Origin of the sequence: Glycomyces endophyticus, from assembly GCF_039531525.1 — a bacterium.
GTDB classification, from domain to species: domain Bacteria; phylum Actinomycetota; class Actinomycetes; order Mycobacteriales; family Micromonosporaceae; genus Glycomyces; species Glycomyces endophyticus.
The window spans coordinates 312,074-335,166 of sequence record NZ_BAAAQF010000005.1 but is presented as its reverse complement, the minus strand read 5'-3'; the positions used below and the strand labels follow the sequence as shown (position 1 = coordinate 335,166).

Sequence of the window (23,093 nt, the reverse complement as noted above, 5' to 3'; positions counted from 1 at the left end):
CCCCGACGGCGTCAAAGAGAACACGCAGACCTGACGCCCGGAGTAGCCGGGCATTGCGTAAGCCGACCCCGTTGACCGGAGTGTCGCGGGAGCCGGCTTCGTCGCATTGGGCGTCTGCGTGCCGGCGGTTCGGCCGTCAGGTCCGGGCGGCCTCGAACGTCCAGAGCGAAGCGCTCGGATCGAGGTCGGCACCGTCCTCGTAGTCCCCGTACACCCGGACCTCGCTGAACCCGGCCTCGCGGAGGAGCTGCCGGAACTCCTGCACCCCGAAGCACAGCATGCCGCTGTTCTGGAGCTGCGTCTCGACGAGCCGCCCGTCCCGCCACAGCTCGTAGCGCAGCCAGCGGACCACGCGTTGGGCGACCTCGTCGTAGCCGACGTGCATGGTCTGGAGGGTGAGCAGCTCCGACTCGCCGTCCGGCCAGTGCCGCAGCGGACCCGGACCCGTGAGCAGACGCGGCGGCGGCACGTCCACGAACAGGCGCCCGCCCGGCCGCAGGCTCTCGTGCAGGTGCCGGAGCGCCCGGACGGTGGACTCACGGTCGGGCAGCAGGACGATCGAGCCGGTCGGGATCAGGATCGCCTCGTACGCACCGGGTTCGGCGTGCTCGGTCATGTCGCCGACGAAGACCTCGGCCGTGAGACCGGCGGCGGCGAGATTGTCGCGGCAGATGCCGAGCATGTGCTCGGAGAGGTCGTAGCCGGTGACGCGCAGCCCGGCCCGCAGCAGCGGTATCAGCATGCGGCCCGTGCCGACCGCCGGTTCGAGGATCGCGCCCTCGACACCGGCGAGGCGCCGGGTGTAGAACTCGACATCGCCGCCGAGCGACCTGCCCGCGGGCTTGTCGAGCTGGTAGATGCGGGCGGAGAGCTCGCCGTAGTCCCAGTCGGTGCTGCGCGCCCGTGCCGTCAAGGGGTCTCCCATCGTGGTGGTGGAAGCGAGCGTAGGGCGCATGGTGCCTGGCCGCAAAGGGTTTTGCCGGAGGGTCCGGGACCCGGACCCGGTCGGGGACTCAGCCCGGGACTCGGGCCGAGTCCCCGACCCGGTCCGTTCATCTCTGAACCGGCGCGGCGAGTCCGGCGGCACGGCCCGTTGCGGCGGTGAGGGGCCGCGGCGTTGCCGCGGCCCCTCATCGGTGAAATGCTCAGGCGGTCCACTTCGGGTCGCGGCCGAGGTAGCGCAGGAGTTCGGCCACCGCGTCGTCGCCTTCGGCGCCGTCGACCGCGGGGGCGTAGGCGCCCCAGGCGCGCAGGGGCTCGACGATCTGCTTGGCGGCGATCAGGATCTCGCCCGCGGCCCACTGGGAGAGCGGCTGCGGCTGGCCGGTGGCGACGGCGATGTCCCAGGCGTGGACGGCGGCGTCGAGGGCGCAGGCGCCGACACCGGTGACCGCGTCGAGGACGTTGGGCGGCACGGGGACCGGGACCTCGGCGGCGTCCTCGGGGATGGTGGCCCAGGCGTCGGCCGCAGCGGTGGTGCCGAGAAGGGTGAACTCGACCGGGTCGGCGATCGGCTCGCCGGAGGGGGCGAAGGGGTTCCAGGAGGGGCCGTCGCCGCCGGTGATGGCCGAGGCGAACCCGAGCTGGTCGCCGACGGCGTGCTGGAGGACCTGCGCGACGGTCCACTCCGAGCAGGGAGTGGGGCGGTTCCAGTCCTCGGCCTTGACGCCCTTGACGACGTCGAGCAGCGCGGCGTGGGCCTCGGTCAGCAGGTTCCATTGGGTGGTCATGTCGTGTTCCTTCGCGTTCGGGCCTGGTCCGGATTCCCGGACCTCCTCATGATCCAAGCATAGCAGACGGGAATGTTCCGTTCCACTAGATCCCCGGATTTTTCCAGGGCCGTGGCATTGCCGGGGGTGCGTCCGCAGCGGCGCACGCCGGCGCCCGGATGGTCGAGGGACGGCCCTGAGCCGGGATGTCGAGCCTGCGCGGATACTTGCGGTCATGCGTGCTGGCCGCCTGGTGTCGATGATGCTCCTGCTCCAACAGCGCGGGCGGATGACCGCCGACGCGCTCGCGGCGGAGCTCGGCGTGTCCGTGCGGACCGTCTACCGCGATGCGGAAGCGCTTGCGGGCGCGGGCATCCCGATCTACGGGGAGAGCGGGCACGAGGGTGGGTACCGGCTCGTCGAGGGGTACCGGACGCGCCTGACCGGAGTCACCGAGGGCGAGGCCGAGGCGCTCGCGCTGAGCGGCGTGCCGCAGGCCGCGACGGACCTGGGGCTCCAGACCGAGCTGGCGGCCCTGGAGCTGAAGCTCTCGGCCGCACTGTCGCCGCAGCAGCGCGACCGGGCCGAGCGGGCGCGGCAGCTGTTCCACCTCGACGTCGTGGCCTGGTTCCAGCGCGCCGAGCCGGTGCCGCTGCTCGCGCTGGTCGCGAACGCGGCGTGGGAGCGGCGCACGGTCCGCGTCCGCTACTGGCGCTGGAAGGAGCCGCGCGAGGTCGAGCGCGACCTGCGGCCGCTGGGCCTGGTCCTCAAGGGCGGCCGCTGGTACCTGGCGGCCTCGCAGGGGACGGGGCCGGTGCTGCCGTACAAGGTCGCGAACCTGATGGCGGCGGCCAAGACCGAGGAGGAGTTCGACCGGCCCGAGGACTTCGACCTGGCGGCCTGGTGGGCCGAGAACCTCGACGCGTTCGACGCCCGCCGGTACCGGGGCGAAGCGGTGGTCCGCTGCTCCCCCGACGCGGTCGAGCGCGCCCCGGACAACCTCGACGCCGACACCGCCGCCGCGATCACCCGGGCCCCGCGAGACGAGCAGGGCCGGGCCGTGGCGACCATCCCGATCGAGACCGAGTGGGTCGCCTCCGGCGAGCTCATGAAACTCGCCGGGGTCGAGGTCATCGAGCCGGCCTCCCTGCGCGCGATGATGCGCGAACGGGCCCAGGCCGTCCTCGACCTCCACGCCGAGCCGAACACCGAACCGGCCTAGCCGACAGGGCCATCGGACCGACCCGGCCGAGCCGAACACCGACCTGACCGGCAAGGACGCCGGACAGATCCGGTCAAGCCAGACACCGGATCGGCCCGGCGGAGCTGGTTCCCGGACCGGCCCAGACCTCTCGCGTTGTTCGGTGCTGGGGCCGCCGCGCGGAGCGCGCGGCGGCCCTAACGCCAGCCCTGATCCTGGCCTCGACCCCAGCCCCGGCACCGGCACCGGCGGCGCATGTCGGACCCCGGTGTCACCCTTGCGAAGAGGCCTGCGATTCGACACTCCCGACCTCGGGGACCGCAGATCCGGGCACCTTGCCGCGCAGGCTGAACGCCGTGGCGGCGGTGCCGAGGGCGCAGCAGGCGCCGAGCACGTAGAAGCCGTAGCGGATGTGGGTGGCGTCGGCGATCGCCGCGACCAGGACCGTCATCGCCGCGCTCAGACCGAGGCCGGCGGCGTTGACGGCGCCGAAGAGGCGGCCGGCGCGGCGTTCGGAGACCGATCGCAGCAGGATCGAGCGCATCCCGACCCGCGAGAGCCCCACCATGAACGCGGCGGGCGGGACGGCGAGCAGCAGCGCCGTCAGGTGCAGCGGCAGCACGAACGACATGAGCGCGCACCCGATCCCTCCCGCGACGGCCGTCCGGAACTCGCCGAAGCGGGCGCTCACCCGCGGGTACAGCGCCGCGGCGACGCAGAAACCGAGGCCGGCGAGGGCGTCGACGATCCCGTACACGCCCGCGCCCCGGTGGAACGCGTCGTAGACCAGCACGATCAGGGTCGTGTTGCTGACCATGATCATCGTCTGGCCGCACGCGTACAGCAGGCCGAGCCGCACCAGCGGCGCGCCCCGCAGGCCGTCCGCACCGGCCTCGTGGTCGGCGGTGTCGGGGCGCGCGGGGGCTTTGCGGATGGCCCACAGGGCGACCGCGGAGGCGAGGAACGTGACGCCGTTGAACATGAACAGCGGCGTGGTGCCGACGTAGTGGATGAGGATGCCGCCGACGGCGGCCGACAGGAGCAGGCCGAGCTGCATCGCCATCTCGTAGTGGGCGCTGAAGCGGGCCGTGCGGGCCGGGTGGACGCGCTCCTTGACGAGGGCGTTGCTCGCGGGCATGAACATCGCCGACAGCAGCGAGAGCGCGAACGCGATCCCGTACGCGACCGGCCCGGGGTCGCCGCCGGTGAGGATCCAGACCGGGAGGAACGCGGCGGCGACGGCGCTGACCAGGTCGGCGATCAGGCAGAGGGTGCGGCGGTCGAAGCGGTCGGCGATCGTGCCGAACCACAGCGACAGGAGCGCGGGCGGGATCGAGACGAGGATGTACAGCCAGCCGACCGCGAGCGCGCTCTGCCCGGTGGTGAAGACCAGGACGGCGGCGGCGACGAGCTGAATGCCGTTGCCGAGGCTGGTGATGAACGTGGCGGGCAGGAGCAGGCGCTCGGCCCGGTTCCGGGGCGGGAGCGCCGCGGGGGCGGGCGGCATGGCGGGGCGGGCGATGGTCGTCGTCATGGGGAGGAGCATGCGGCAGGTCCACTGACAAAGTGTGTCAGTGGATCGGAGTAAGTCCCGTCACAGTTTCTGGGCAGGAGAACGAGGGCGGCGGTCGGCTCGGCTCGGCTCGGCTCGGCTCGGCTCGGCTCGGCTCGGCGGAGGATGGTCGACCCGGCGGCTCGGCCGTCGCGGGTGCGGTCGGGCGATACGGCCGGGCCGGTTGCGGCTGCCGATGGCCGGCCTGATCAGCCGCGGGAGTCGAGGGGTTCGACCGGGCGAGGCTTGCCTGGAGTGCGCTCGTCGGCGAACTCGACGCCCATGGCGTAGCGGGCGACCGCGGCCGCGAGACGGCGGGCGGCCCTCGGGGTGAGCTTCACGCTGCGGGTGTGCAGCATCGAGCCGAGGCGGACCGGGGAGCCGTCCTTGCGGTGGCCGCGGCTCTGCAGCTCACTGGGAGTCGGGTCCCGGCGGGAGACCTGGTACCAGTCGTCGGTCCGCTCGACCCCGACCCGCGTCTCCCAGCCCGGGAGGACTCCGAGCCAGCGCTTCCTCCTGCGCCACAGCACCATTCGGCGCACCTCGCTCCATGCGAGGTCGACCGCGGGCGTCTCGCCGCGCAGGTACAGGCCGGCGATCTCGCGGTGGAGGCGGACACCGCCGGGACCGACCGTCGCCGCGGTGGGCTTGGCGGCTCGGTTCCACGCCTTCATGCCGGCCCAGACGACGAACGGGAGGGCGAAGACGAGCACGCCGACCCAGGCGGGCGCGGTCATGTCTCGGCCGGTTCGGTGGTCGCGGTACTCGGCGGGCTCGCTCCCGGCGCTCGCGAGGAGCCACGGCAGCAGTGCGATGAGCGCGATCGCGAGCACGATGACGACGAGGTCGTGCGTCCGCAGCGTGTCGGACACGGCTGACTCCACACGGGAGTCCTTGGGCGGCATCATATTGGCGGATCCCAGGGGTAGCGGGCGTGGTGGGGTGTCGGATCGGGGCGCTCCCGCGCCCCGATCCGTCAGGCGGGCCTACGCCCCCGTGTACTCGGCGAGGTGCTTGCCGGTCAAGGACTTCTTGTGCTTCACGAGCTCGGCCGGGGTGCCCTCGAAGACGATCTTGCCGCCGTCGTGGCCGGCGCCGGGGCCGAGGTCGACGATCCAGTCGGCGTGGGCCATGACCGCCTGGTGGTGCTCGATGACGATCACCGACTTGCCGGACTCGACGAGCCGGTCGAGGAGCCCGAGGAGGTTCTCGACGTCGGCGAGGTGGAGGCCGGTGGTCGGCTCGTCGAGGACGTACACGCCGCCCTTCTCCCCCAGGTGGGTCGCGAGCTTGAGGCGCTGGCGCTCGCCGCCGGAGAGGGTGGTGAGCGGCTGGCCGATCTTGATGTAGCCGAGGCCGACGTCGTGCAGGCGGTCCGCGATCTTGTGCGCGGCCGGGATCTTCGACTCGCCGTCGGCGAAGTACGCCACCGCTTCGGCGACCGACATGCCGAGGACCTCGCTGATGTCCTTGCCGCCGAGCTTGTACTCGAGGACCGCGGCCTGGAACCGCTTCCCCTCGCACTCCTCGCAGGTGGTGGACACCGAGGCCATGATGCCGAGGTCCATGTAGACGACGCCGGCGCCGTTGCAGGTCGGGCACGCGCCCTCGGAGTTGGCGCTGAACAGGGCCGGCTTGACGCCGTTGGCCTTGGCGAAGGCCTTGCGGATCGGTTCGAGCAGGCCCGTGTAGGTCGCGGGGTTGGACCGGCGCGAGCCCTTGATGGCGCCCTGGTCGATCGCGACCACGCCGTCCAGGCCGGCGACCGAGCCGTGGATGAGCGAGGACTTCCCGGACCCGGCGACGCCGGTGACGACGCAGAGGACGCCGAGCGGGATGTCGACGTCGACCTTCTGGAGGTTGTTGTCGTTCGCGCCGCGCACTTCGAGCTTCCCGGTGGGGGTGCGCACCTCGTTTTTGAGCGTCGCGCGGTCGTCGAGGTGGCGGCCGGTGAGGGTGCCGGAGGCCCGCAGGCCCTCCACGGTGCCCTCGAACTGGACGGTGCCGCCCTCGGTGCCCGCGCCGGGGCCGAGGTCCACGACGTGGTCGGCGATGGCGATGGCCTCGGGCTTGTGCTCGACGACGAGGACCGTGTTCCCCTTGTCGCGCAGCTGGAGCAGGAGGTTGTTCATGCGCTCGATGTCGTGCGGGTGCAGGCCCACGGTGGGCTCGTCGAACACGTACGTGACGTCGGTGAGCGAGGACCCGAGGTGGCGGATCATCTTGGTGCGCTGGGCCTCGCCGCCGGAGAGCGTGCCGGAGGGGCGGTCGAGGGAGAGGTAGCCGAGGCCGATCTCCACGAACGACCCGAGGAGGTCGCGCAGCGACTTGAGGAGCGGCTCCACCGAGGCGTCCTCGATGCCGGCGACCCATTCGGCGAGGTCGGAGATCTGCATCCGGCAGGCGTCGGCGATCGACACGCCGTTGATCTTGGAGGACCGGGCCTCGGGGCCGAGGCGGGTGCCCTCGCACTCGGGGCAGGTCTGGAAGGTGACGGCCCGCTCCACGAACGCGCGGATGTGCGGCTGCATCGCCTCGACGTCCTTGGAGAGGATCGACTTCTGGATCTTGGGGATGAGGCCTTCGAACGTGACGTTGATGCCCTCGGCCTTGATCTTGGTGGGCTCCTTGTAGAGCAGGTCGTGGAGCTCGCGCTTGTTGTACTTCTTGATCGGCTTGTCGGCGTCGAAGAAGCCCGAGGCGCGGTAGATCCGCCCGTACCAGCCGTCCATGGAGTAGCCGGGGATGAGGATCGCGCTCTCGTTGAGGGACTTCTCCTCGTCGTACAGCGCGGTCAGGTCGAAGTCGTTGACCGAGCCGACGCCCTCGCAGCGGGCGCACATGCCGCCGAGCCGGTTGAACGAGGCCTTCTCGGCGATGGTCTTGCCGCCGCGCTCGACGGTGATCGCGCCCGAGGCCGAGACCGAGGGGACGTTGAAGGAGAACGCGCCGGGCCCGCCGATGTGCGGGTCGCCCAGGCGGCTGAAGAGGATGCGCAGCAGCGCGTTCGCGTCGGTGACGGTGCCGACGGTGGAGCGGATGTTCGCGCCCATGCGCTCCTGGTCGACGATGATCGCCGTGGTCAGGCCGTCGAGGACGTCGACCTCGGGGCGGGCGAGGGTCGGCATGAAGCCCTGGACGAACGCGGAGTACGTCTCGTTGATGAGCCGCTGCGACTCCGCCGCGATCGTGGCGAACACGAGCGAGCTCTTGCCCGAGCCGGAGACGCCGGTGAAGGCGGTGAGGCGGCGCTTCGGCAGGTCGACGCTGACGTCCTTGAGGTTGTTCTCGCGTGCGCCCTGCACGCGGATGAGGTCGTGCGCGTCGGCCGGATTGGGTGTGTTGTTGCTGGTGGCCATGGTGTGGTGGTCTCCATCTGTCTCCGGGGCCGGGGACGGCCCGCCGCCGAGGATACCGGCGGCGGGCGACAGCCCCGAGGACCTTACGAATGGAAAGCGTCTACTTACGAGGCTGGTTGAAGCGGATCATGTTCCCGGCCGGGTCGCGGAACGCGCAGTCGCGCACCCCGTACGGCTGGTCCATGGGCTCCTGGAGGACGTCGGCCCCGGCGGCGTTGATCTTCTCGAAGGTCGCGTCGACGTCGTCGGTCTCGAAGATGACGCCGCGCAGGAGGCCCTTGGCGAGCAGCTCGTTCATGGCCTGCCGGTCGGCCTGCGAGGCGTTCGGGTCGGCGAGCGGCGGCTCGAGGACGATGTTCACGTCGGGCTGGTCCGGGGAGCCGACGGTGACCCACCGCATCCCCTCGAAGCCGACGTCGTTGCGGACCTCCATGCCGAGGACGTCGCGGTAGAAGGCGATGGCCTTGTCGTGGTCGTCGACGGCGATGAAGCACTGCGAAAGGTTGATGCTCATGGCACCAATCTACGAGGACGCGGGAGGCTTCGCTTCTCGAATCCTGACCGGTCTCGTGTAGGCCTTCGCGATGCACGCGGGGATGTTCGCGCCGTTGTCGTGGTCGCGGGCCCGGTACGCGCTCGGGCTCTCCCCCACCAGCTCGGTGAAGCGCGTCGAGAACGTCCCCAGCGAGGTGCCGCCGACCGCGAAGCACACCTCCGTCACCGTCATGTCACCCCGCCTGAGCAGGGCCTTCGCCCGCTCGATGCGGCGGGTCATGAGATACGAGTACGGGGTCTCGCCGTACGCGGCCCGGAAACTGCGCGAGAAGTGGCCCTGCGACATGAGCGCGATCCGCGCCAGCGCGGCCACGTCGAGCGGCTTCGCGTAGTCGCGGTCCATGGCGTCGCGGGCCTTCCGCAGCCGGGCGAGGTCCTCCAGCTCCATCCCGTCAGTTTCCCTCGAGGTAGGCCAGGACCGCCAGCACGCGGCGGTTGTCGTCCTCGGACTGGCCCAGGCCGAGCTTGCGGAAGACGTTCGCGGAGTGCTTCCCCACGGCCTTCTCGGTGATGTACAGGGACGCGGCGATCGCGGCGTTGGTGCGGCCCTCGGCCATGAGCCCGAGGACCTCCCGCTCACGCGGGGTGAGCGGGTCGAGGCGGTTCTGCTGCTTGCCGAGGAGGCGGGCGACGACCTCGGGGTCCATCGCGGTGCCGCCGGCGGCGACGCGGCGCAGCGCCTCGATGAACTCGCCGACGTTCGAGACGCGGTCCTTGAGCAGGTAGCCGACGCCGCCGCGGCGGTCGCCGAGGAGCTCGCGCGCGTACAGCTGCTCGACGTACTGGGAGAGGACGAGGATCGGCAGGGCCGGGATGTGGCGGCGGGCCTCGATGGCGGCGCGCAGCCCCTCGTCCTTGAACGTGGGGGGCAGGCGGATGTCGACGACGGCCACGTCGGGGCGGTGCTTCAGCAGCGCGGCGGTGAGCGCGGGGCCGTTGTCGACGGCCTCGACGACCTTGAAGTCGTGCGCTTCGAGCACCCTGGTGAGGCCGTCCCGCAAGAGCGAGTGGTCTTCGGCGAGGACGACGTCCATCGGTGCTCCTTGCTCTCGGTCGCCCGGGCTCAGCGCCCGGACGGGCGCTCATTGTCGGTCGCGGGCACGCCCGTGTGGACGGCGGGGATCGACAGGGTGACCGTGGTGGGTCCCCCTTCGGGGCTCTCCACGTCGAGGGTGCCGTCGAACGCGGCGAGGCGCCGGGCGACCCCGTCGAGGCCGCCGCCGGGGGCGACGGCGGCGCCGCCGCGGCCGTCGTCGCGGACCTCGATGCGGACGAGTCCGCGCTCGTGGGTGACGATGACCTGCACCTGCGTGGCCTCGGCGTGCTTGGTGATGTTGGCGAGGACCTCGTTGGTGGCGAAGTACGCGGCCGCTTCGAGGGGCGCGGGGAGCTTCTCGCCGAGCCGGTCGACGACGGACACCGGCAGCGGGTGGTCCAGGGCCATGGCCTGGAGCGCGCCGGTGAAGCCGCGGTCGGCGAGTACGGGCGGGTGGATGCCGCGCACGAGCTGGCGGATCTCGTCGAGCACGTCGGAGCAGGTCTGGCGGGCCTCGGCGACGAGCCCGACGGCCTGCTCGGGCCGGTTCTGGTGCAGGAGCTCCTCGGCCATGCCGAGGGTGAGGCTGAGGGCGGCGATGCGGCCCTGCGCGCCGTCGTGGAGGTCGCGCTCGATGCGGCGCAGCTCGGCGGCGGCGTAGTCGACGGTGAGGTCGCGGGACTGCCGCAGCTCGGAGACGCGGGCGGTGAGGACGGCCTTCGCGGTCGGGCCGAGCAGGAGCACGCCCAGGTGGGAGTACCAGCGCAGGAACAGCTCGCCCCAGCGCCACCAGGCGACGCCCGCGCCGAGCGCGAGCGGCACGAGGAACAGCGTCTTCGCGGGCGTGTCGAAGTCGTAGAACCCGAAGTCGTTGACGCTCGGGTTCGGCGCGGTGTGGAACAGCGTGACCAGCAGCAGCGGCTGCACCAGGTAGTAGACGGCGACGCCGAACACGCCGAGGTAGAGGAGGTTGACGACGAATCCGAGGGTCGCGTCGATCGCCAGCCAGGCGACGTCGCGCCAGGTCGCGGCCTCGCGGATGAGCAGGAGCGCCTGCTGGTCGAGGCGGGCGTGCTTGGGCCGCTCGCGGTAGGGGACGGGGATGACGACGCCGAGCTGCTCGCCGATGACGCGCCGCTGGGCGTTGGCCCAGACGCGGATGGCGAGGAACAGGGCGACGGCGACGGGGATGCCGATCCAGAACACCACCAGGACCCCGGTGGCGATCGCCGCGGCCAGGAGGGCGGCGGCGACGAGCGTGAGGCTGAATCGCAGGACCGACCAGCCGGGGAGGGCCAGTCGCCGCGTGATCGGATTGGCCGGCATCGACATGGTGCGGCAAGCCTACCCGCACCGGGGCTGCGACCTGCGGCGCTACCGCGGTTACGCTGTGGCCGAGGGATTGGGGATCGCGATGGGGTCGTGGGCGCTCGTCACGGGTGCGTCGTCGGGGATCGGCGCGGCCTTCGCGCGGCAGCTGGCCGGGCGCGGCATGAACGTCGCGGTGGTGGCGCGCTCGGGCGTGAAGCTGGAGGCGCTCGCCGCGGAGCTGCGGGAGCGGTGCGGCGTCGAGGCGCTGGTGATCGTGCGGGACCTGGCCGAACCGGACGCGGCCGAGCGGGTCGGCGAGGCCGTCGACGCGGCCGGGATCGCGGTCGAGGTCCTGGTGAACAACGCCGGGATCGGCACGTTCGGGCGCGACACGTCCATCGGCGCCGAGTACTCGCGCGACACCGCGATGGTGAACATGGTCGCGGTGGCGGGCCTGATCAAGCGGTTCCTGCCCGCGATGTGCGCGCGCGGGAGCGGCGCGGTCGTCAACGTCGCGTCGATGGCGGGCTTCCAGGCGCAGCCGTACATGGCGCTGTACGCGGCCACGAAGGCGTTCGTCGTGAACTACAGCCTCGGGCTGTGGGCCGAGACGCGCGGCACCGGCGTGAAGGTCCTGGCGGTGTGCCCGGGGCCGGTGGACACGGGCTTCCCGATCGCGAACGGCATCAAGTACGACGAGGGCCGCCTCGGCTGGCTCCTGGCCGACCCGGAGAAGGTGGTGCGCCAGTCGCTGCGGGCCCTGGACCGGGACCGCGGCTACGTCGTCCCCGACGCGCGGAACTGGCCGGAGGCGCACCTGCTGCCGCGGCGCCCGCGCAAGCTCATGACGCGCCTCATCGGCGCGGTCCTCAAGCGGTTCGCGGACTACCAGGAGCGGTGAGGGCCCCGCCGGAGCGGGGCCCCTCCCCTATTCGGCGCGGATGTCGTCGAAGTACACCGTGCCGGTGGCCTGCGCCCCGCCGTACCCGAGGTACAGGTAGAACGCGGAGACCTCCGCGAGGTGCTCGGCGTCGAGGAGCTCGTCGGCGTGGCCGGTGTCCCACGGCGCGGGCCGGAAGTCCGCGAACGGGGCGGTCACGTCCTTCGCGGCGGTGTCGCCGAGGCCGACGTTGTACTCGAAGTAGGCGCCCTTGGCGACGATCTGGAACGTGGCGCCGTTGGTGGAGCCGTCGCCCTGCATCCAGGTCTTGAACGCGCTGAACGCGGTCCAGTCGGCGCCCACCGACTTCCCGATGCCGGTGTACCCGGCGCTGGTGAAGTCGTAGGAGTAGGCGAGCCCGTAGTTCCCGCCGCGCTTGCGGTCGGCGGAGTGCGCGGTCGTGTTGCCGTTGATGTGGCTGTACGCCTCGCTGAGCGAGGGGTCGTCGCCCGCGTACGACTCGAAGTCGTCGACCCACCCGGCGGGGAGCGGCACGACCTCGCCGAGGAGCACGTCCGCGGTGTCGGTGTGGGTCCTGCCGTCGACCTTGGCGCTGACGGTGACGGTGACCTTGCGGTTGTCGAGCCAGGACGGGTCGATGGTCCAGGTGCCGGAGTGGTAGCCGGCCGCGTCGAGGCGCAGCGTGACGGGCGCGCCTCCGGCGATCGAGTAGGTGACCTTGCGGGAGGTGCCGCCGGTGAGGCGGACGCGGACGGTGGTCTGCGCGGCGTTGATGCGCTGGCGGTCGGTGGGGGTGGCGAGGTGGAGGAACGGCGCGTTGGGGACCGCGGCGGTGCGGGCGTCGTACACGCCGTCGAGGTCGGACGCGAACAGCGAGTACGGGTCCTCGTGGTAGGCGACGAAGTCCGGCTCCATGGCGTGCCCGGGGAAGGGCACGTAGGCGCGGTTGGTGCCGCCGAAGTTCGCCCAGGTGAGCATGTGGGAGACGCGGCTCGCGGCGGGGTCGGCCTTGAGGGCGGCGAGGAGGTCGGTGAACCAGGTGAGGTCGCGTCCCTCCTCGCCGGACTCGCCGAACTCGGTGAACGCGGGGATCTTGCCGCGCTCCTCGGCGAGGCCGACGACCATCGCGAGGTCGGTGACGGTGGCGGCGAGCCATTCGGCGGAGCCGGCGGAGTTGTCGTAGGCGTCGTATCCGAGCATGTCGACGAACTCGTCGCCCGGGTAGGTCTTCATGTAGTTCGTGGGGTCGCCGCCGAACGCGGAGTTCGGGGAGTACGAGTACAGGAGGTTGCGCACGCGTCTGGTGTCGCGCAGGTACTCGACGGTGTAGCGGAAGATCTCGATGAACTCGGCCGTGGTGGTGTGCCCGGCGCCCCACCAGAACCACCCGCCGGTGTTCTCGTGGAAGGGCCGGAAGATCACCGGGACGAGCGTCCCGTCGGCGCGCTTGGCGCCTTTGACGCCGGCGGCGATGCGGTCGAGGAACTCGTTGAAGTCGGCGTGCTTGGCGCCGCCGGGGAGGATCTGGCTGACGACGCGCCCGGTGGTGTCCCAGAAGTCGCCGCCGGTCACGAAGTTGTACATGTGCGCCGAGAGGATGTTGATCCCGCCGCGGGCGTCGCTCTCCTTGAGTGCGTAGGAGAGCGCGGCGACGTTCTCCTCGACGGTGCCGCCGTAGACGCCGGGCTTCTGGAAGCCGTTGAGGATGAGGGTGTCCCAGCCGAACACGGCCGGGTAGTCGCCGGTGACGGCCTCCACGTCGGAGGCGTGGCCGTCCATCTGGGTGAAGGTGAAGCCGTCGGAGAGGGAGTGCTCGTGGCCGAACATGATCCCTTGCCCCTGCGTCTCGCGCAGGTAGTGGAACAGGGCTCGGGTCTCGCGGGTGGCCTTGTCGTCGACGAGGTCCACGGGTGCCGGTCGGCCCGCGGCGGACGCCGGGAGCGCCGGGAGGCCGGCCACGGCGGCCGCGGCGGCGCCCATGGCGATGACCGCGCGCCTCGGCGCACGGGGGGAGGAGTGAGGCAACTTGCGTCTCCTTTGACACGCTGGGCCCCTCGCAGGAGGGGCTGGACGGGTTTCGAGGGGCAGACGGGAACTGAATCGGTTAAGCGATCTTCATCATAGACATTGGAATATCTCGATGTCAATCGACGGTGTGCGGGCCACTGGCGGCGTTACCGGTGCTGAATCGGTTCGGGGCGAGGTGCTTTCATCGGGACGGAGCCGCAGGGTGCGGGGCGATTCAGGACTGTCCACGCGGGATCGTGAATGGACCTCGGCCGCTCGGGTAGGCCTCTGATGACGGCGCATACGCCCGTCGACGCCCCGTCTCCAGGACGGGCAGAGGAGGAAGACATGAGCGATGCAGAACGGCACGGCGCCGCTCGGCCCGTGCCGGAGTCCGAGACCGTGACGCCCCCTGCGAATCCGGCGGCGCGCGGTTCGACCGACCCTGACCGGGACCGGTGGACCGCGGACCCGGGGGCCGCCGACGAACCCGACGTGTACGTGCCGGCGGAACGCGAACCCGCCGTCGGGCACCGGCCCGTCGGCGGCGAGTACGAGGCGGGTCGCGCACCGGCCGAGCGCGACCCGGGCGACTACGACGCCACCGCCGACCGCGACCCCGCCCGTCCCGGCACCGCGCCGGGCCGCGAGCCTGCGGCCGGTGAGTCCGTCGTCTACGAATCGGCGGCCGGCGGCGAAGCGGCCGACGACCGGGGACCCGCCCCCGCCGCCGAACCCGACCGGTACGACACCGCGGCCGACCCCGCCGCCGGACGCGAGCCCGGCTACGGCGCCCCCGCCGAACCGGCGATCGGGCGCGAGCCCGTCACGTATGAGCCGACCGCCGACCGCGACCGGGTCCACCCCGACTCGATCGACGACCGCAACACCGTCGAGCGCGAGCCTGTCGCGTACGAGCAGACCGCCGACCGCGACCAGGTCCACCCTGACCCGATCGAAGACCGCGACACCGTCGAGCGCGAACCGGTCACGTACGAGCAGACCGCCGACCGGGTCGACCCCGACCTGATAGACGACCGCGACACCGCCGCCGCGCGGGAGCGCGAGCGCATCGACTACGCGCCCGCCATCGACCCCGAACCCGGCTACGACGCACCCGTCGAGCGGGACGCCGCCGTCGAGCGCGACACGGTCGAGCCCCGTCTGATCGCCGACCGCGACGCCGTCGAGTACGAGCCCGTCGCCGTCGAACCCGTGGCGGCAGAGCGTGAACCGGCCGAGGTCGAGCGCGAACCCGTCACCGACGCCTCCGCCACCGGCGGGCACGCCGGGGTCGAGGAGACCGCGGCCGTCGCGCGCGAGCGCGGTTCGGACGTGGCGCACACCGCCGCCGACGAGGTCAAGCATGTCGCCCGCACGGCGCGCGAAGAGGGCGCGCACCTGGCCGAGGAGGCCAGGGCCGAGTTCCGGCACATCGCCGACGACGCCCGGGCGCAGCTGCGCGAGCAGGCCGAGGCGCAGACCGAGCGGGTGACCGACTCGATGCGCCGCTTCGGCGACCAGCTCGGCGCGCTCGCCGAGGGCCGCACCGAGGACGCGGGACCGCTGGCCGGCTACGCCGGGGCCGCCGCCGACGAGCTGCGCCGCGCCGCCGAGCGCGTGCGAGACGGGGGCCTGGACGGGGTCCTCGACGACACGAGGAACTTCGCGCGCCAGCGGCCCGCGCTGTTCCTGACCGCCGCGGTCGTCGCCGGCTTCGCCGCCGGGCGGCTGCTGCGCGGCGGCAAGGACGCGCACGACGAGCACCGCGACGGCGCCGACGACGTCGACAGCCCGTCCGCGGAGCCGTTCCCCACCGGCGAACCCGCCGTCCGAACCGAGGAGGAGACGTGGCGATGACCGATGAACCGCGTCCGGGCGTCGACCCGGACGGACCCGACCCGGACCGCCCCGAGGAGCAGTCGCTCGGCGGGCTGCTGAGCGAGGTCGCGCGCGACGTCAGCGAGCTGATCCGCAAGGAGGTCGAGCTCGCCAAGCTGGAGGTCCGCGAAGAGGCGGTCAAGGCGTCGAAGGCGGGGGCGAAGCTGGGCGCCGCGGCGCTGCTGGGCAACCTGGCACTCCTGCTGGCCGCGTTCGCCGCCGCGTGGGGCCTCGCCGAGGTCATGCCCGCCGGATGGGCGTTCCTGATCGTGGCGGTCCTCGCCGCGGTCGTCGCCGGCGGCCTGTTCGCCGTCGGCCGCAAGGAGTTCCGGAAGGTCTCGCCGATCCCGCGGCAGACCGGTGAGACGTTGAAGGAGGATGTCGAATGGGCTCGCGAGCGGATGAGCTGAGGCAGGAGATCGAGAGCACGAGGGAGGACCTCGGCGAGACGATCGACGAGATCAACGACCGGGTGAACCCGGCGAGGATCGTCCAGCGCAAGAAGGAGAACGTCCAGCGCCGCGTGCACACCGTGCGCGAGAAGGTGATGGGCACCGTCGGCCCCGAGCGCGTCGGCGACCGGATCGAGGGCAGCCCGCTGGCCGCCGGACTCATCGCGTTCGGCATCGGCGCGCTCGCGGCCTCGCTCCTGCCGTCGGACCGGTCCTCGCGGGAGGCCGCCCAGGCGCTCTCCGAGCACGCCGGGCCCGCGGTGGCGCGCGTGAAGGAGGCGGGAGCCGAGATCGGCTCGCACGTCGGCGCGACCGCCAAGGAGTCCTCGCAGCACCTCGGCGAGCACGTCAAGGAGTCCGTCGAGCACGTCAAGGCCGAGGCGCAGTCCTCGGGCGAGACGGTGAAGGACGAGTCGCAGCGCGCCGCGGACGACGTGCGGCGCACGCGCGAAGGCTGACGGCCGCACACAGGCCTGCGGCCCGGCGCGATCCCGACCGCGCCCGGCCGCGGACACTGCACCGGCCTCCGATCGGGACTCACTCTGGGTCCGATCGAAGGCCGGTGCAGTGGTGCGTGGTGGTCGAGACGGCCTGGTGACGGGCGGTCGCCGGTCCGATGCGGTCGTCTGAGGGGGCCGCGGCCGTGCTGGCTCCGCCGGGCGGAGTCGCACGCCGCCCGCCGGTCCGCCCGGTCCTACTCCAGGACGCGGGCGATCGAGAGGCCGTCGTAGCCCTTGACGCCGACGGTCTGCATGACCGTGCCCTCGAGCTTCGGGTTGGCGGCGACCTGCTCCAGGTACGAGCGCACGCCCTGCACGTTCGGGTCGCGGCTGAGGCCGTCGGCGACGGCGCCGCCGCGGACCACGTTGTCGGCGATGATGAGGCTGCCCGGCCGGGTCAGCTTGAGCGCCCATTCGAGGTAGCCGGGGTAGCCGCCCTTGTCGGCGTCGATGAAGACCATGTCGAACGGCCCGGCGCCCTCGGCGGCGAGCTTCGGGAGCGTGTCGGCGGCCGCGCCGACCCGGATCTCCACGGTCCCCACGAGCCCGGCCCGGGCGACGTTGCCGCTGGCGACCTCGGCGTGCCGGGCGCTGTACTCGAGGCTGACGAGGTGGCCGTCGGCGGGCAGCGCCCGCGCCATCCAGATCGCGCTGTAACCCCCGAGCGTGCCCACCTCGAGGATGCGCTTGGCGCCCAGGGTCTTCGCGAGGAGGTAGAGGAGCTTGCCCTGCGCGGGCGAGACGGAGATCGGCGGCAGCCCGGCCTTCCGGGCCGCGGCGGTGGCTTCGGCGAGGACCTCGTCCTCGCCGACGAGCAGCGATCCGAGGAACGCGTCGACTTCGGTCCATTGCCCCTGGCCCATTGTTCGCCCCTTCCGACGGGTCCGAGAACGTCGATGAAACGCTATCACCGCCGCCCCACGAGTCTCGTCCCGTTAAATTCGGACTTATCCGACCAACGGTGCGATCACCCTTTCGGGTCGACCCGCGCGGAGCGCCGGGAATGGTACCGCGAATGGGTGAAGCCTGTTGTTGTAATTACGACATTGACGGATGATTAACGGTGGTCTTTTGTCAGATTTTGCCCCTGAATCGACGGAACGCGCCGGGCTCGGTCTTGCCGATCGTCGTACGGTGCAACGGCTTGAATGATAGACCTGAATCACTACTTGTTCGCGGCCGCGAAACCGGTGATCCGGTGCGGCGGCGGACTGGAATGACGGCCGGCTTCGGGGGAGCCGGCCGCACACTGGGGGGTAACGCTATGAGCATGGCACGATCGGCGACAGTCGATATCGGGACCACCATGCGGCTCGTCGCGCCCGATTTCGCGACGGTGAGTGTGCGCGCGAGTCTGCGATACGACCCGGACGACCCTTACGCGGTCTGCGTGATGTTCCATCCGGATGGGACGGACGCCGACCAGGTGGCCTGGTCCTTCTCCCGCGAACTGCTCGCGAAGGGCCTCGAGGAGCCCACCGGCATCGGCGACGTCCGCGTCTGGCCCTGGACGACTCCGCGAGGGGAATCGGTCGCCCTCGCGCTCTCCTCGCCCGACGGCAACGCCCTCTTCGAGATCAACCGCGGCGTCGTGCAGCGCTTCCTCCGCCGGGCCTACAGCCTGGTCCCCCGCGGCCGCGAATCGGGCTATGTGGACATGGACACGACCCTCACGAAGCTCCTGGCCGGCGGTGTCTTACCCGCCGCGACGACGAAGGGCGGACCGGAGCGCATCCGGTCCGCCCTTCGCGTGTCCGCCCGTCAGCTGCGCAGGAGCGCGGCCGTCTGCGAGGCGATCTCGCCCTCCTCGTTGGTGGGGATGACCATCACCGTGATCGGCGACTGCGGGGTCGAGATGACCGGCCCGCCGGCCGCGTTCGCGGCCTCGTCGAGGTCCACCCCCAGCGCCACCAGCGACGACAGCGCCTGCGCCCGCACCTCGGCGCTGTTCTCGCCGATCCCGGCGGTGAACGCGATCGCGTCCGCCCCGCCCAGCGCGGCGATGTACGAGCCGATGTACTTGCGGATGCGGTAGCAGTAGATCTCCAGGGCGACCTGCGCCGCCCGGTCCCCCGCCGCCGCGGCCTTCTCGATCTCCCGGTTGTCGACGTGCCCGCTGAGCGCGAGCATCCCCGACCGCTTGTTCAGGGCCGCATCGAGATCCGCGAACGACGCACCCGTCTGGCGGTGCATGTGGAAGACGATCGCGGGATCGATGTCGCCCGAACGGGTCCCCATGACGAGGCCTTCGAGCGGCGTCAGGCCCATCGACGTGTCGATCGAGCGGCCCCGCTCCACGGCGGTCACCGACGCCCCGTTGCCGAGGTGGGCCACGATCACGTTGACCGCCTTGGGGCTCTTGCCGAGCATCTCGGCGGCCTTGCGGGAGACGTACGCGTGCGAGGTGCCGTGGAAGCCGTACCGGCGCACCCCGTGCTCCTCGCGCCACTCGGCGGGCACCGCGTACAGGTGGGCCCGCTCGGGCACCGTCGCGTGGAACGCGGTGTCGAACACGGCCACCTGCGGCAGTCGCGGGAACAGCTTGCGCGCGGTCCGGATGCCCTCCAGGTTCGCCGGGTTGTGCAGGGGCGCGAGCGCCGACAGCTCGTCGATGGCGCGCTCCACCTCGTCGTCGACGACGACCGGCTGCACGAACCGCTCGCCGCCGTGGACGACGCGGTGCGCGACCGCGATGAGCCCGGCGTCCGCCAGCGGCGTCCCGTGCTCCTCGAACGCGGCGACCATGGCCTCCAGGCCCTCGCCGTAGTCCGCGAAGCGGTCCTCCCGCACGGTCTTCCCGCCCGCGTGCCGGTGGGTGAGGACCGAATCGGACTGTCCGATGCGCTCGATGAGCCCTGAGGTCGACGCCTCCATTGTCTCGCCGTCGACCAGCTGGTACTTGATCGACGAGGAACCGGAGTTGATCACCAGGACCGGTGCGCTCATGGCACTTCCCCTCTAGAGCGCCCGCCCGCTCAGGCGGTCTGGCTCGCTTGGATCGCGGTGAGCGCGACCGTGTTGACGATGTCCGGCACCGTGGCACCCCGCGACAGGTCGTTGACCGGCTTGCGCAGGCCCTGCAGCACCGGGCCGACCGCGACCGCGTTCGCCGAGCGCTGCACCGCCTTGTACAGGTTGTTGCCGGTGTTCAGGTCGGGCACGATGAAGACCGTGGCCTTCCCGGCGACCTGGGAGTCCGGGAGCTTGGTGCCCGCGACGCCGGCGTCGGCGGCGGCGTCGTACTGGATCGGTCCCTCCACCGGAAGGTCGGGTCTGCGGGATCGGACGATCTCGGTCGCCGCCCGGACCTTGTCCACGGCCTCGCCGTGGCCGGAGGTGCCGGTCGAATAGGAGAGCATCGCCACCCGCGGTTCCACGCCGAACTCGGCGGCGGTGCCTGCCGAGGATAGCGCGATGTCGGCGAGCTGCTCGGCATCGGGGTTCGGGTTGACGGCGCAGTCGCCGTACACGAGGACCCGGTCCTCCAGGCACATGAAGAACACCGAGGAGACCACGGCGACCTCGGGCTTGGTCTTGATGATCTCGAACGAGGGCCGGATCGTGTGCGCGGTCGTGTGGACCGCGCCCGAGACCATGCCGTCGGCCATGCCCGTGTGGACCATCATCGTCCCGAAGTACGACACGTCGGCGACCTGGTCGTACGCGGCCTCGACGGTGACACCCTTGTGCGCGCGAAGCCGCGCGTACTCCTTCGCGAAGCGCTCGCGGATCTCGTGGTCGCCGGGGTTGAGGATCGCGGCCCCGGAGATGTCGACGCCCAGCTGCGCGGCCTGGGAGCGGATCTCGGCCTCGGAGCCGAGGAGCGTCAGGCGCGCCACGTCGCGGCGGATGAGGATCTCGGCGGCCTTGAGGATGCGCGGCTCGGCACCCTCGGGGAGGACGATGTGCTTGTCGAGAGCCTTGGCGCGTCCGAGCATGGAGTGCTCGAACATGATCGGCGTGACGACCTCGGGTTTGGAGAGCGCGAGGCGGTCGAGCAGGTCGTCCCCGTCGACGCCCGTCGCGAAGTCCTCCAGCGCGCGGGTGATCTTGCGCTGGCCGCCCGCGGCGAGGGAGCCGGTGACGTCGCCGACGAGGTTCGCCATGTCGAACGTGTCGTGCTGGACGAGCGCGATCGGCAGCCGGGAGTCGAGGCCCGCGACGATGTCGAGGATCTGCGGCTCGGGGCGGATGCCGCCGGTGAGGAACACCGCCGAGAGGCTCGGGGTGCCTTCGGCGAGGTGCGCGGCGATGAGGCCGAGGAGGACCTCGGAGCGGTCGCCGGGGAGGATCACGGCCTTGTCGTCGGCGAGGCGCGTGAGCAGGTTGGGGAGGGTCATGGCCGCGACGACGACGTCGCCGACGGTGCGGGTGAAGACGTCGGGGTCGCCGGAGATCAGCGTCCCGTCGGCGGCCTCGATGAGCTCGCCGACGGTGGGGGCAACGAGCTCGGGGTCCTCGACGACCACGCCGGCGCCCGGGTGGGCGTCCTTGACGAGGCCGGCGTCGGCCGCGTCGACGCGGTTGACGATGGTGCCCAGCACCGTGGCGTGGTCGGCCTCGGCCTGCACGGTGCCGAAGCGGAGCGCGGCGGCGATGTCGGCCGGGCTCTTGCGGTGGCCGGTGACGATGAGGAGCATCGGCGAGGCGAGGTTGACCGCGACGCGGGTGTTGTAGGCGAACTCGACCGGGGACGAGACGTCGGAGAAGTCGGAGCCGACGACGAGCACGACCTCGTGCCCGTCGGCGAGTTCGTGATAGCGCTCGACGATCTGGGTGAGCGCGGCGTCCGCGTCGGCGCGGACGTCCGAATAGGTCACGCCCACCGAGGACGCGTAGGACGCGGGGAGGCGGTACTGGTCGCGGAGGAGGGTGATGATGGGGTCGCCCGAGACCGTGTGGTCGTCGCGGACGATGGGGCGGAAGACGGCGACGGAGCCGGCGCGCCGGGTGAGCAGGTCCATGACGCCGACCGCGACGGTCGACTTGCCGCTGCCGGGGTCCAGGCTGGCGAGGTAGAGACTTTGAGCCACGGCTCCAACGCTAACCACCCCGTGCGCGCCTCGCAGGCGATCTGCGCCCCGGCTCACCTGTGAGCTTCGGCGTGACCGTGCGCGAGCGGGGGTGGGAGGGTGGGACGTCCATCCCGAACCCCCACCCTCCCGGGGAAGAATAAGGTCCCAGCCTCGCACCGGGGTCCGACAAGAACCGGCCCGCTCCGCGGCCGTGTCACATGAAAGCGTGAGGAATCGCGATCGAGGATCGCGACCGAGCAGCCGGAGCGGCCCGCCTACGGCGGGCCCCCGACGGGTCTCACTCGGCGAAGCCGCCCTCGGGGACCGGCGCCGGCGGCGGCGTGCCGACGTACTTGGCGCGCGGCCGGATGATCTTGGAGTCGCGGGCCTGCTCCAGGATGTTGGCGCTCCAGCCGACGACGCGGCTGGTCGTGAACGTGGGCGTGAACATAGGGCGCGGCACGCCCGCGAGCTCCATCACCACGCCCGCGTAGAACTCGACGTTGGTGTAGAGCTTCCTGCCGGGCTTGACCTCGGCGAGGATCTCGACCACGCGGCGCTCCACGGTCTTGGCGAAGTCCACGATGTCGCCGCCGAACTCGTCGGCGACGTCCCGCAGGTGCAGCGAGCGCGGGTCGTCGGTCTTGTAGACGGCGTGCCCGAAGCCCATGATGCGCCGCCCGGCCTCCAGCTCGCCGCGGATCCACGCGTCGATGTTGTCCGGCCCGCCGATCGCGTCGAGCGCGTCGAGCGCCCGCGCGGGCGCGCCGCCGTGGAGCGGGCCCGAGAGGGCGCCGACGGCCCCGACGAGGGCCGCGCCGAGGTCGGCGCCGGTGGAGGCGATGACGCGCGCGGTGAACGTGGAGGCGTTGAACCCGTGGTCGATGGTGAGGATCAGGTAGTGCTCGACCGCCCTCGCGGCCTCGTCGGAGGGCACCTCGCCGGTCATCATGTACAGGTAGTTCGCGGCGTAGCCGAGGTCCTCGCGCGGGTCGAGCGGGTCCTGGCCCTGCTGGAGGCGCCACATGGCGGTGAGGATCGCGGGGGTGACGGCGCAGGCGAACAGCGCGTCGTCGGCGCGGGCGGCCTCGTCGATGTCGAGGACGGGCCGCATGGGCCGGGCGGCGCACGCGGCCGAGAGCGCGGTGCGCAGGCCGTCGAGCGGGGAGGCCGCGGCCAGGTGCGGGAGCAGCTCGCGCAGCTGCGGGGTGAGGGCGCGGTGGGGGGCCACCTGGGCCTTGAACGCGTCGAGCTGCGCGCGGGTGGGCAGCTCGGCGTGGGTCATGAGGTACCAGACCTGCTCGAAGGAGCAGTGCTTCGCGAGTTCGACGGCGTTGTACTGGCGGTAGTGGTAGAAGCCCTCCTCGCCGCGGACGTCGCCTATCTCGGTGTCCGCGACGATCACGCGGTCGAGGCCCTTGGGGACTTCGATGAATTCGGGCATTGGGTCCTCCTCCGCTCGGTTCGCTGTCAGCCTACGGGATTTCGTGACGGACGGGCCCGAACGCCGACCCGGGGATCCGCGCCGGGCGCGCGCCAGTCAAACTGGTGCAGAACAGGTTTCTAGAGCGGTCCTCGGCTCCGACCCCGAGCCGGAGGACTCCGCAGGACGCT

19 protein-coding genes and 1 pseudogene are annotated in these 23,093 nt (G+C 71.8%); 6 read left to right on the top strand and 14 right to left on the bottom strand.

Translation table 11 applies throughout. From position 1 onward, the window contains the following. Positions 1-136 precede the first annotated feature (136 nt). Positions 137-913 (bottom strand): class I SAM-dependent methyltransferase, encoded by a 777-nt coding sequence (locus ABD419_RS08265; protein WP_344484309.1) that lies wholly within the window; start codon positions 911-913, stop codon positions 137-139. Positions 914-1,145: 232 nt separating this feature from the next. After that, entirely contained in the window at positions 1,146-1,730 is a 585-nt protein-coding gene (locus ABD419_RS08260) for a TIGR03086 family metal-binding protein (RefSeq protein WP_344484306.1), read from the bottom strand. 214 nt (positions 1,731-1,944) lie between these two features. Between ABD419_RS08260 and ABD419_RS08255 the strand changes: the two genes are divergently transcribed. Beyond that, complete coding sequence (locus ABD419_RS08255; RefSeq protein ID WP_344484303.1) at positions 1,945-2,931, top strand: helix-turn-helix transcriptional regulator; 987 nt, start codon at positions 1,945-1,947, stop codon at positions 2,929-2,931. 250 nt (positions 2,932-3,181) lie between these two features. Here ABD419_RS08255 and ABD419_RS08250 read toward each other — a convergent pair whose 3' ends face one another. The 7 genes from ABD419_RS08250 to ABD419_RS08220 all read right to left on the bottom strand — a co-directional run bounded on the left by ABD419_RS08250 (position 3,182) and on the right by ABD419_RS08220 (position 10,744). Further along, positions 3,182-4,444 (bottom strand): MFS transporter, encoded by a 1,263-nt coding sequence (locus tag ABD419_RS08250; protein WP_344484300.1) that lies wholly within the window; start codon positions 4,442-4,444, stop codon positions 3,182-3,184. Positions 4,445-4,671: 227 nt separating this feature from the next. Continuing rightward, the gene (locus ABD419_RS08245; RefSeq protein WP_344484297.1) at positions 4,672-5,334 is read right to left on the bottom strand and encodes a hypothetical protein; all 663 of its coding nucleotides are present in this window, start codon (positions 5,332-5,334) and stop codon (positions 4,672-4,674) included. Between the two features lie 114 nt (positions 5,335-5,448). Next, positions 5,449-7,821: an ATP-binding cassette domain-containing protein gene (locus tag ABD419_RS08240; RefSeq protein WP_344484294.1), complete on the bottom strand. Its 2,373-nt coding sequence runs from the start codon at positions 7,819-7,821 to the stop codon at positions 5,449-5,451. A 100-nt stretch (positions 7,822-7,921) separates the two neighbouring features. Beyond that, positions 7,922-8,335 (bottom strand): VOC family protein, encoded by a 414-nt coding sequence (locus ABD419_RS08235; RefSeq protein WP_344484291.1) that lies wholly within the window; start codon positions 8,333-8,335, stop codon positions 7,922-7,924. A gap of 9 nt (positions 8,336-8,344) precedes the next feature. Continuing rightward, positions 8,345-8,764: a helix-turn-helix domain-containing protein gene (locus ABD419_RS08230; protein ID WP_344484288.1), complete on the bottom strand. Its 420-nt coding sequence runs from the start codon at positions 8,762-8,764 to the stop codon at positions 8,345-8,347. A gap of 4 nt (positions 8,765-8,768) precedes the next feature. After that, positions 8,769-9,410, bottom strand: coding sequence for a response regulator (locus ABD419_RS08225; protein ID WP_344484285.1), 642 nt, complete (start codon positions 9,408-9,410; stop codon positions 8,769-8,771). A gap of 29 nt (positions 9,411-9,439) precedes the next feature. Beyond that, complete coding sequence (locus ABD419_RS08220; protein ID WP_344484282.1) at positions 9,440-10,744, bottom strand: sensor histidine kinase; 1,305 nt, start codon at positions 10,742-10,744, stop codon at positions 9,440-9,442. Between the two features lie 58 nt (positions 10,745-10,802). On the opposite strand from ABD419_RS08220, the gene ABD419_RS08215 reads away from it, so the two are divergent. After that, entirely contained in the window at positions 10,803-11,624 is an 822-nt protein-coding gene (locus ABD419_RS08215) for an SDR family NAD(P)-dependent oxidoreductase (RefSeq protein ID WP_344484279.1), read from the top strand. A 27-nt stretch (positions 11,625-11,651) separates the two neighbouring features. On the opposite strand, the gene ABD419_RS08210 is transcribed toward ABD419_RS08215, so the two are convergent. After that, the gene (locus ABD419_RS08210) at positions 11,652-13,649 is read right to left on the bottom strand and encodes a glycosyl hydrolase (RefSeq protein ID WP_344484277.1); all 1,998 of its coding nucleotides are present in this window, start codon (positions 13,647-13,649) and stop codon (positions 11,652-11,654) included. Positions 13,650-13,979: 330 nt separating this feature from the next. Here ABD419_RS08210 and ABD419_RS08205 point away from each other — a divergent pair, with 330 nt between their 5' ends. From ABD419_RS08205 to ABD419_RS08195, 3 genes are read left to right on the top strand one after another with little or no spacing between them, the layout of a single operon-like run. Then, positions 13,980-15,491, top strand: a complete 1,512-nt coding sequence (locus ABD419_RS08205; protein ID WP_344484274.1) for a hypothetical protein — start codon at positions 13,980-13,982, stop codon at positions 15,489-15,491. After that, positions 15,488-15,922 carry a phage holin family protein gene (locus tag ABD419_RS08200; RefSeq protein ID WP_344484272.1) on the top strand — a complete coding sequence of 145 codons (435 nt, stop codon included), beginning with the start codon at positions 15,488-15,490 and terminating at the stop codon, positions 15,920-15,922. The genes ABD419_RS08205 and ABD419_RS08200 overlap by 4 nt, the downstream gene beginning before the upstream one ends. Continuing rightward, entirely contained in the window at positions 15,898-16,422 is a 525-nt protein-coding gene (locus ABD419_RS08195; protein ID WP_344484269.1) for a DUF3618 domain-containing protein, read from the top strand. The genes ABD419_RS08200 and ABD419_RS08195 overlap by 25 nt, the downstream gene beginning before the upstream one ends. Positions 16,423-16,658: 236 nt before the next feature. Here ABD419_RS08195 and ABD419_RS08190 read toward each other — a convergent pair whose 3' ends face one another. Then, complete coding sequence (locus ABD419_RS08190; RefSeq protein WP_344484266.1) at positions 16,659-17,327, bottom strand: O-methyltransferase; 669 nt, start codon at positions 17,325-17,327, stop codon at positions 16,659-16,661. A 401-nt stretch (positions 17,328-17,728) separates the two neighbouring features. On the opposite strand from ABD419_RS08190, the pseudogene ABD419_RS08185 reads away from it, so the two are divergent. Beyond that, positions 17,729-18,154: pseudogene (locus ABD419_RS08185) on the top strand (SsgA family sporulation/cell division regulator); the annotation flags it as partial. Positions 18,155-18,225: 71 nt separating this feature from the next. Here ABD419_RS08185 and ABD419_RS08180 read toward each other — a convergent pair. From ABD419_RS08180 to ABD419_RS08170, 3 genes are all read right to left on the bottom strand, one after another. Continuing rightward, on the bottom strand, positions 18,226-19,410 hold the full coding sequence (locus ABD419_RS08180) for an acetate/propionate family kinase (protein WP_344484264.1): 1,185 nt from the start codon (positions 19,408-19,410) through the stop codon (positions 18,226-18,228). Between the two features lie 29 nt (positions 19,411-19,439). Continuing rightward, entirely contained in the window at positions 19,440-21,497 is a 2,058-nt protein-coding gene (pta, locus tag ABD419_RS08175) for a phosphate acetyltransferase (protein WP_344484261.1), read from the bottom strand. A gap of 280 nt (positions 21,498-21,777) precedes the next feature. Next, positions 21,778-22,923 (bottom strand): citrate/2-methylcitrate synthase, encoded by a 1,146-nt coding sequence (locus tag ABD419_RS08170; protein ID WP_344484258.1) that lies wholly within the window; start codon positions 22,921-22,923, stop codon positions 21,778-21,780. Positions 22,924-23,093 lie beyond the last annotated feature (170 nt).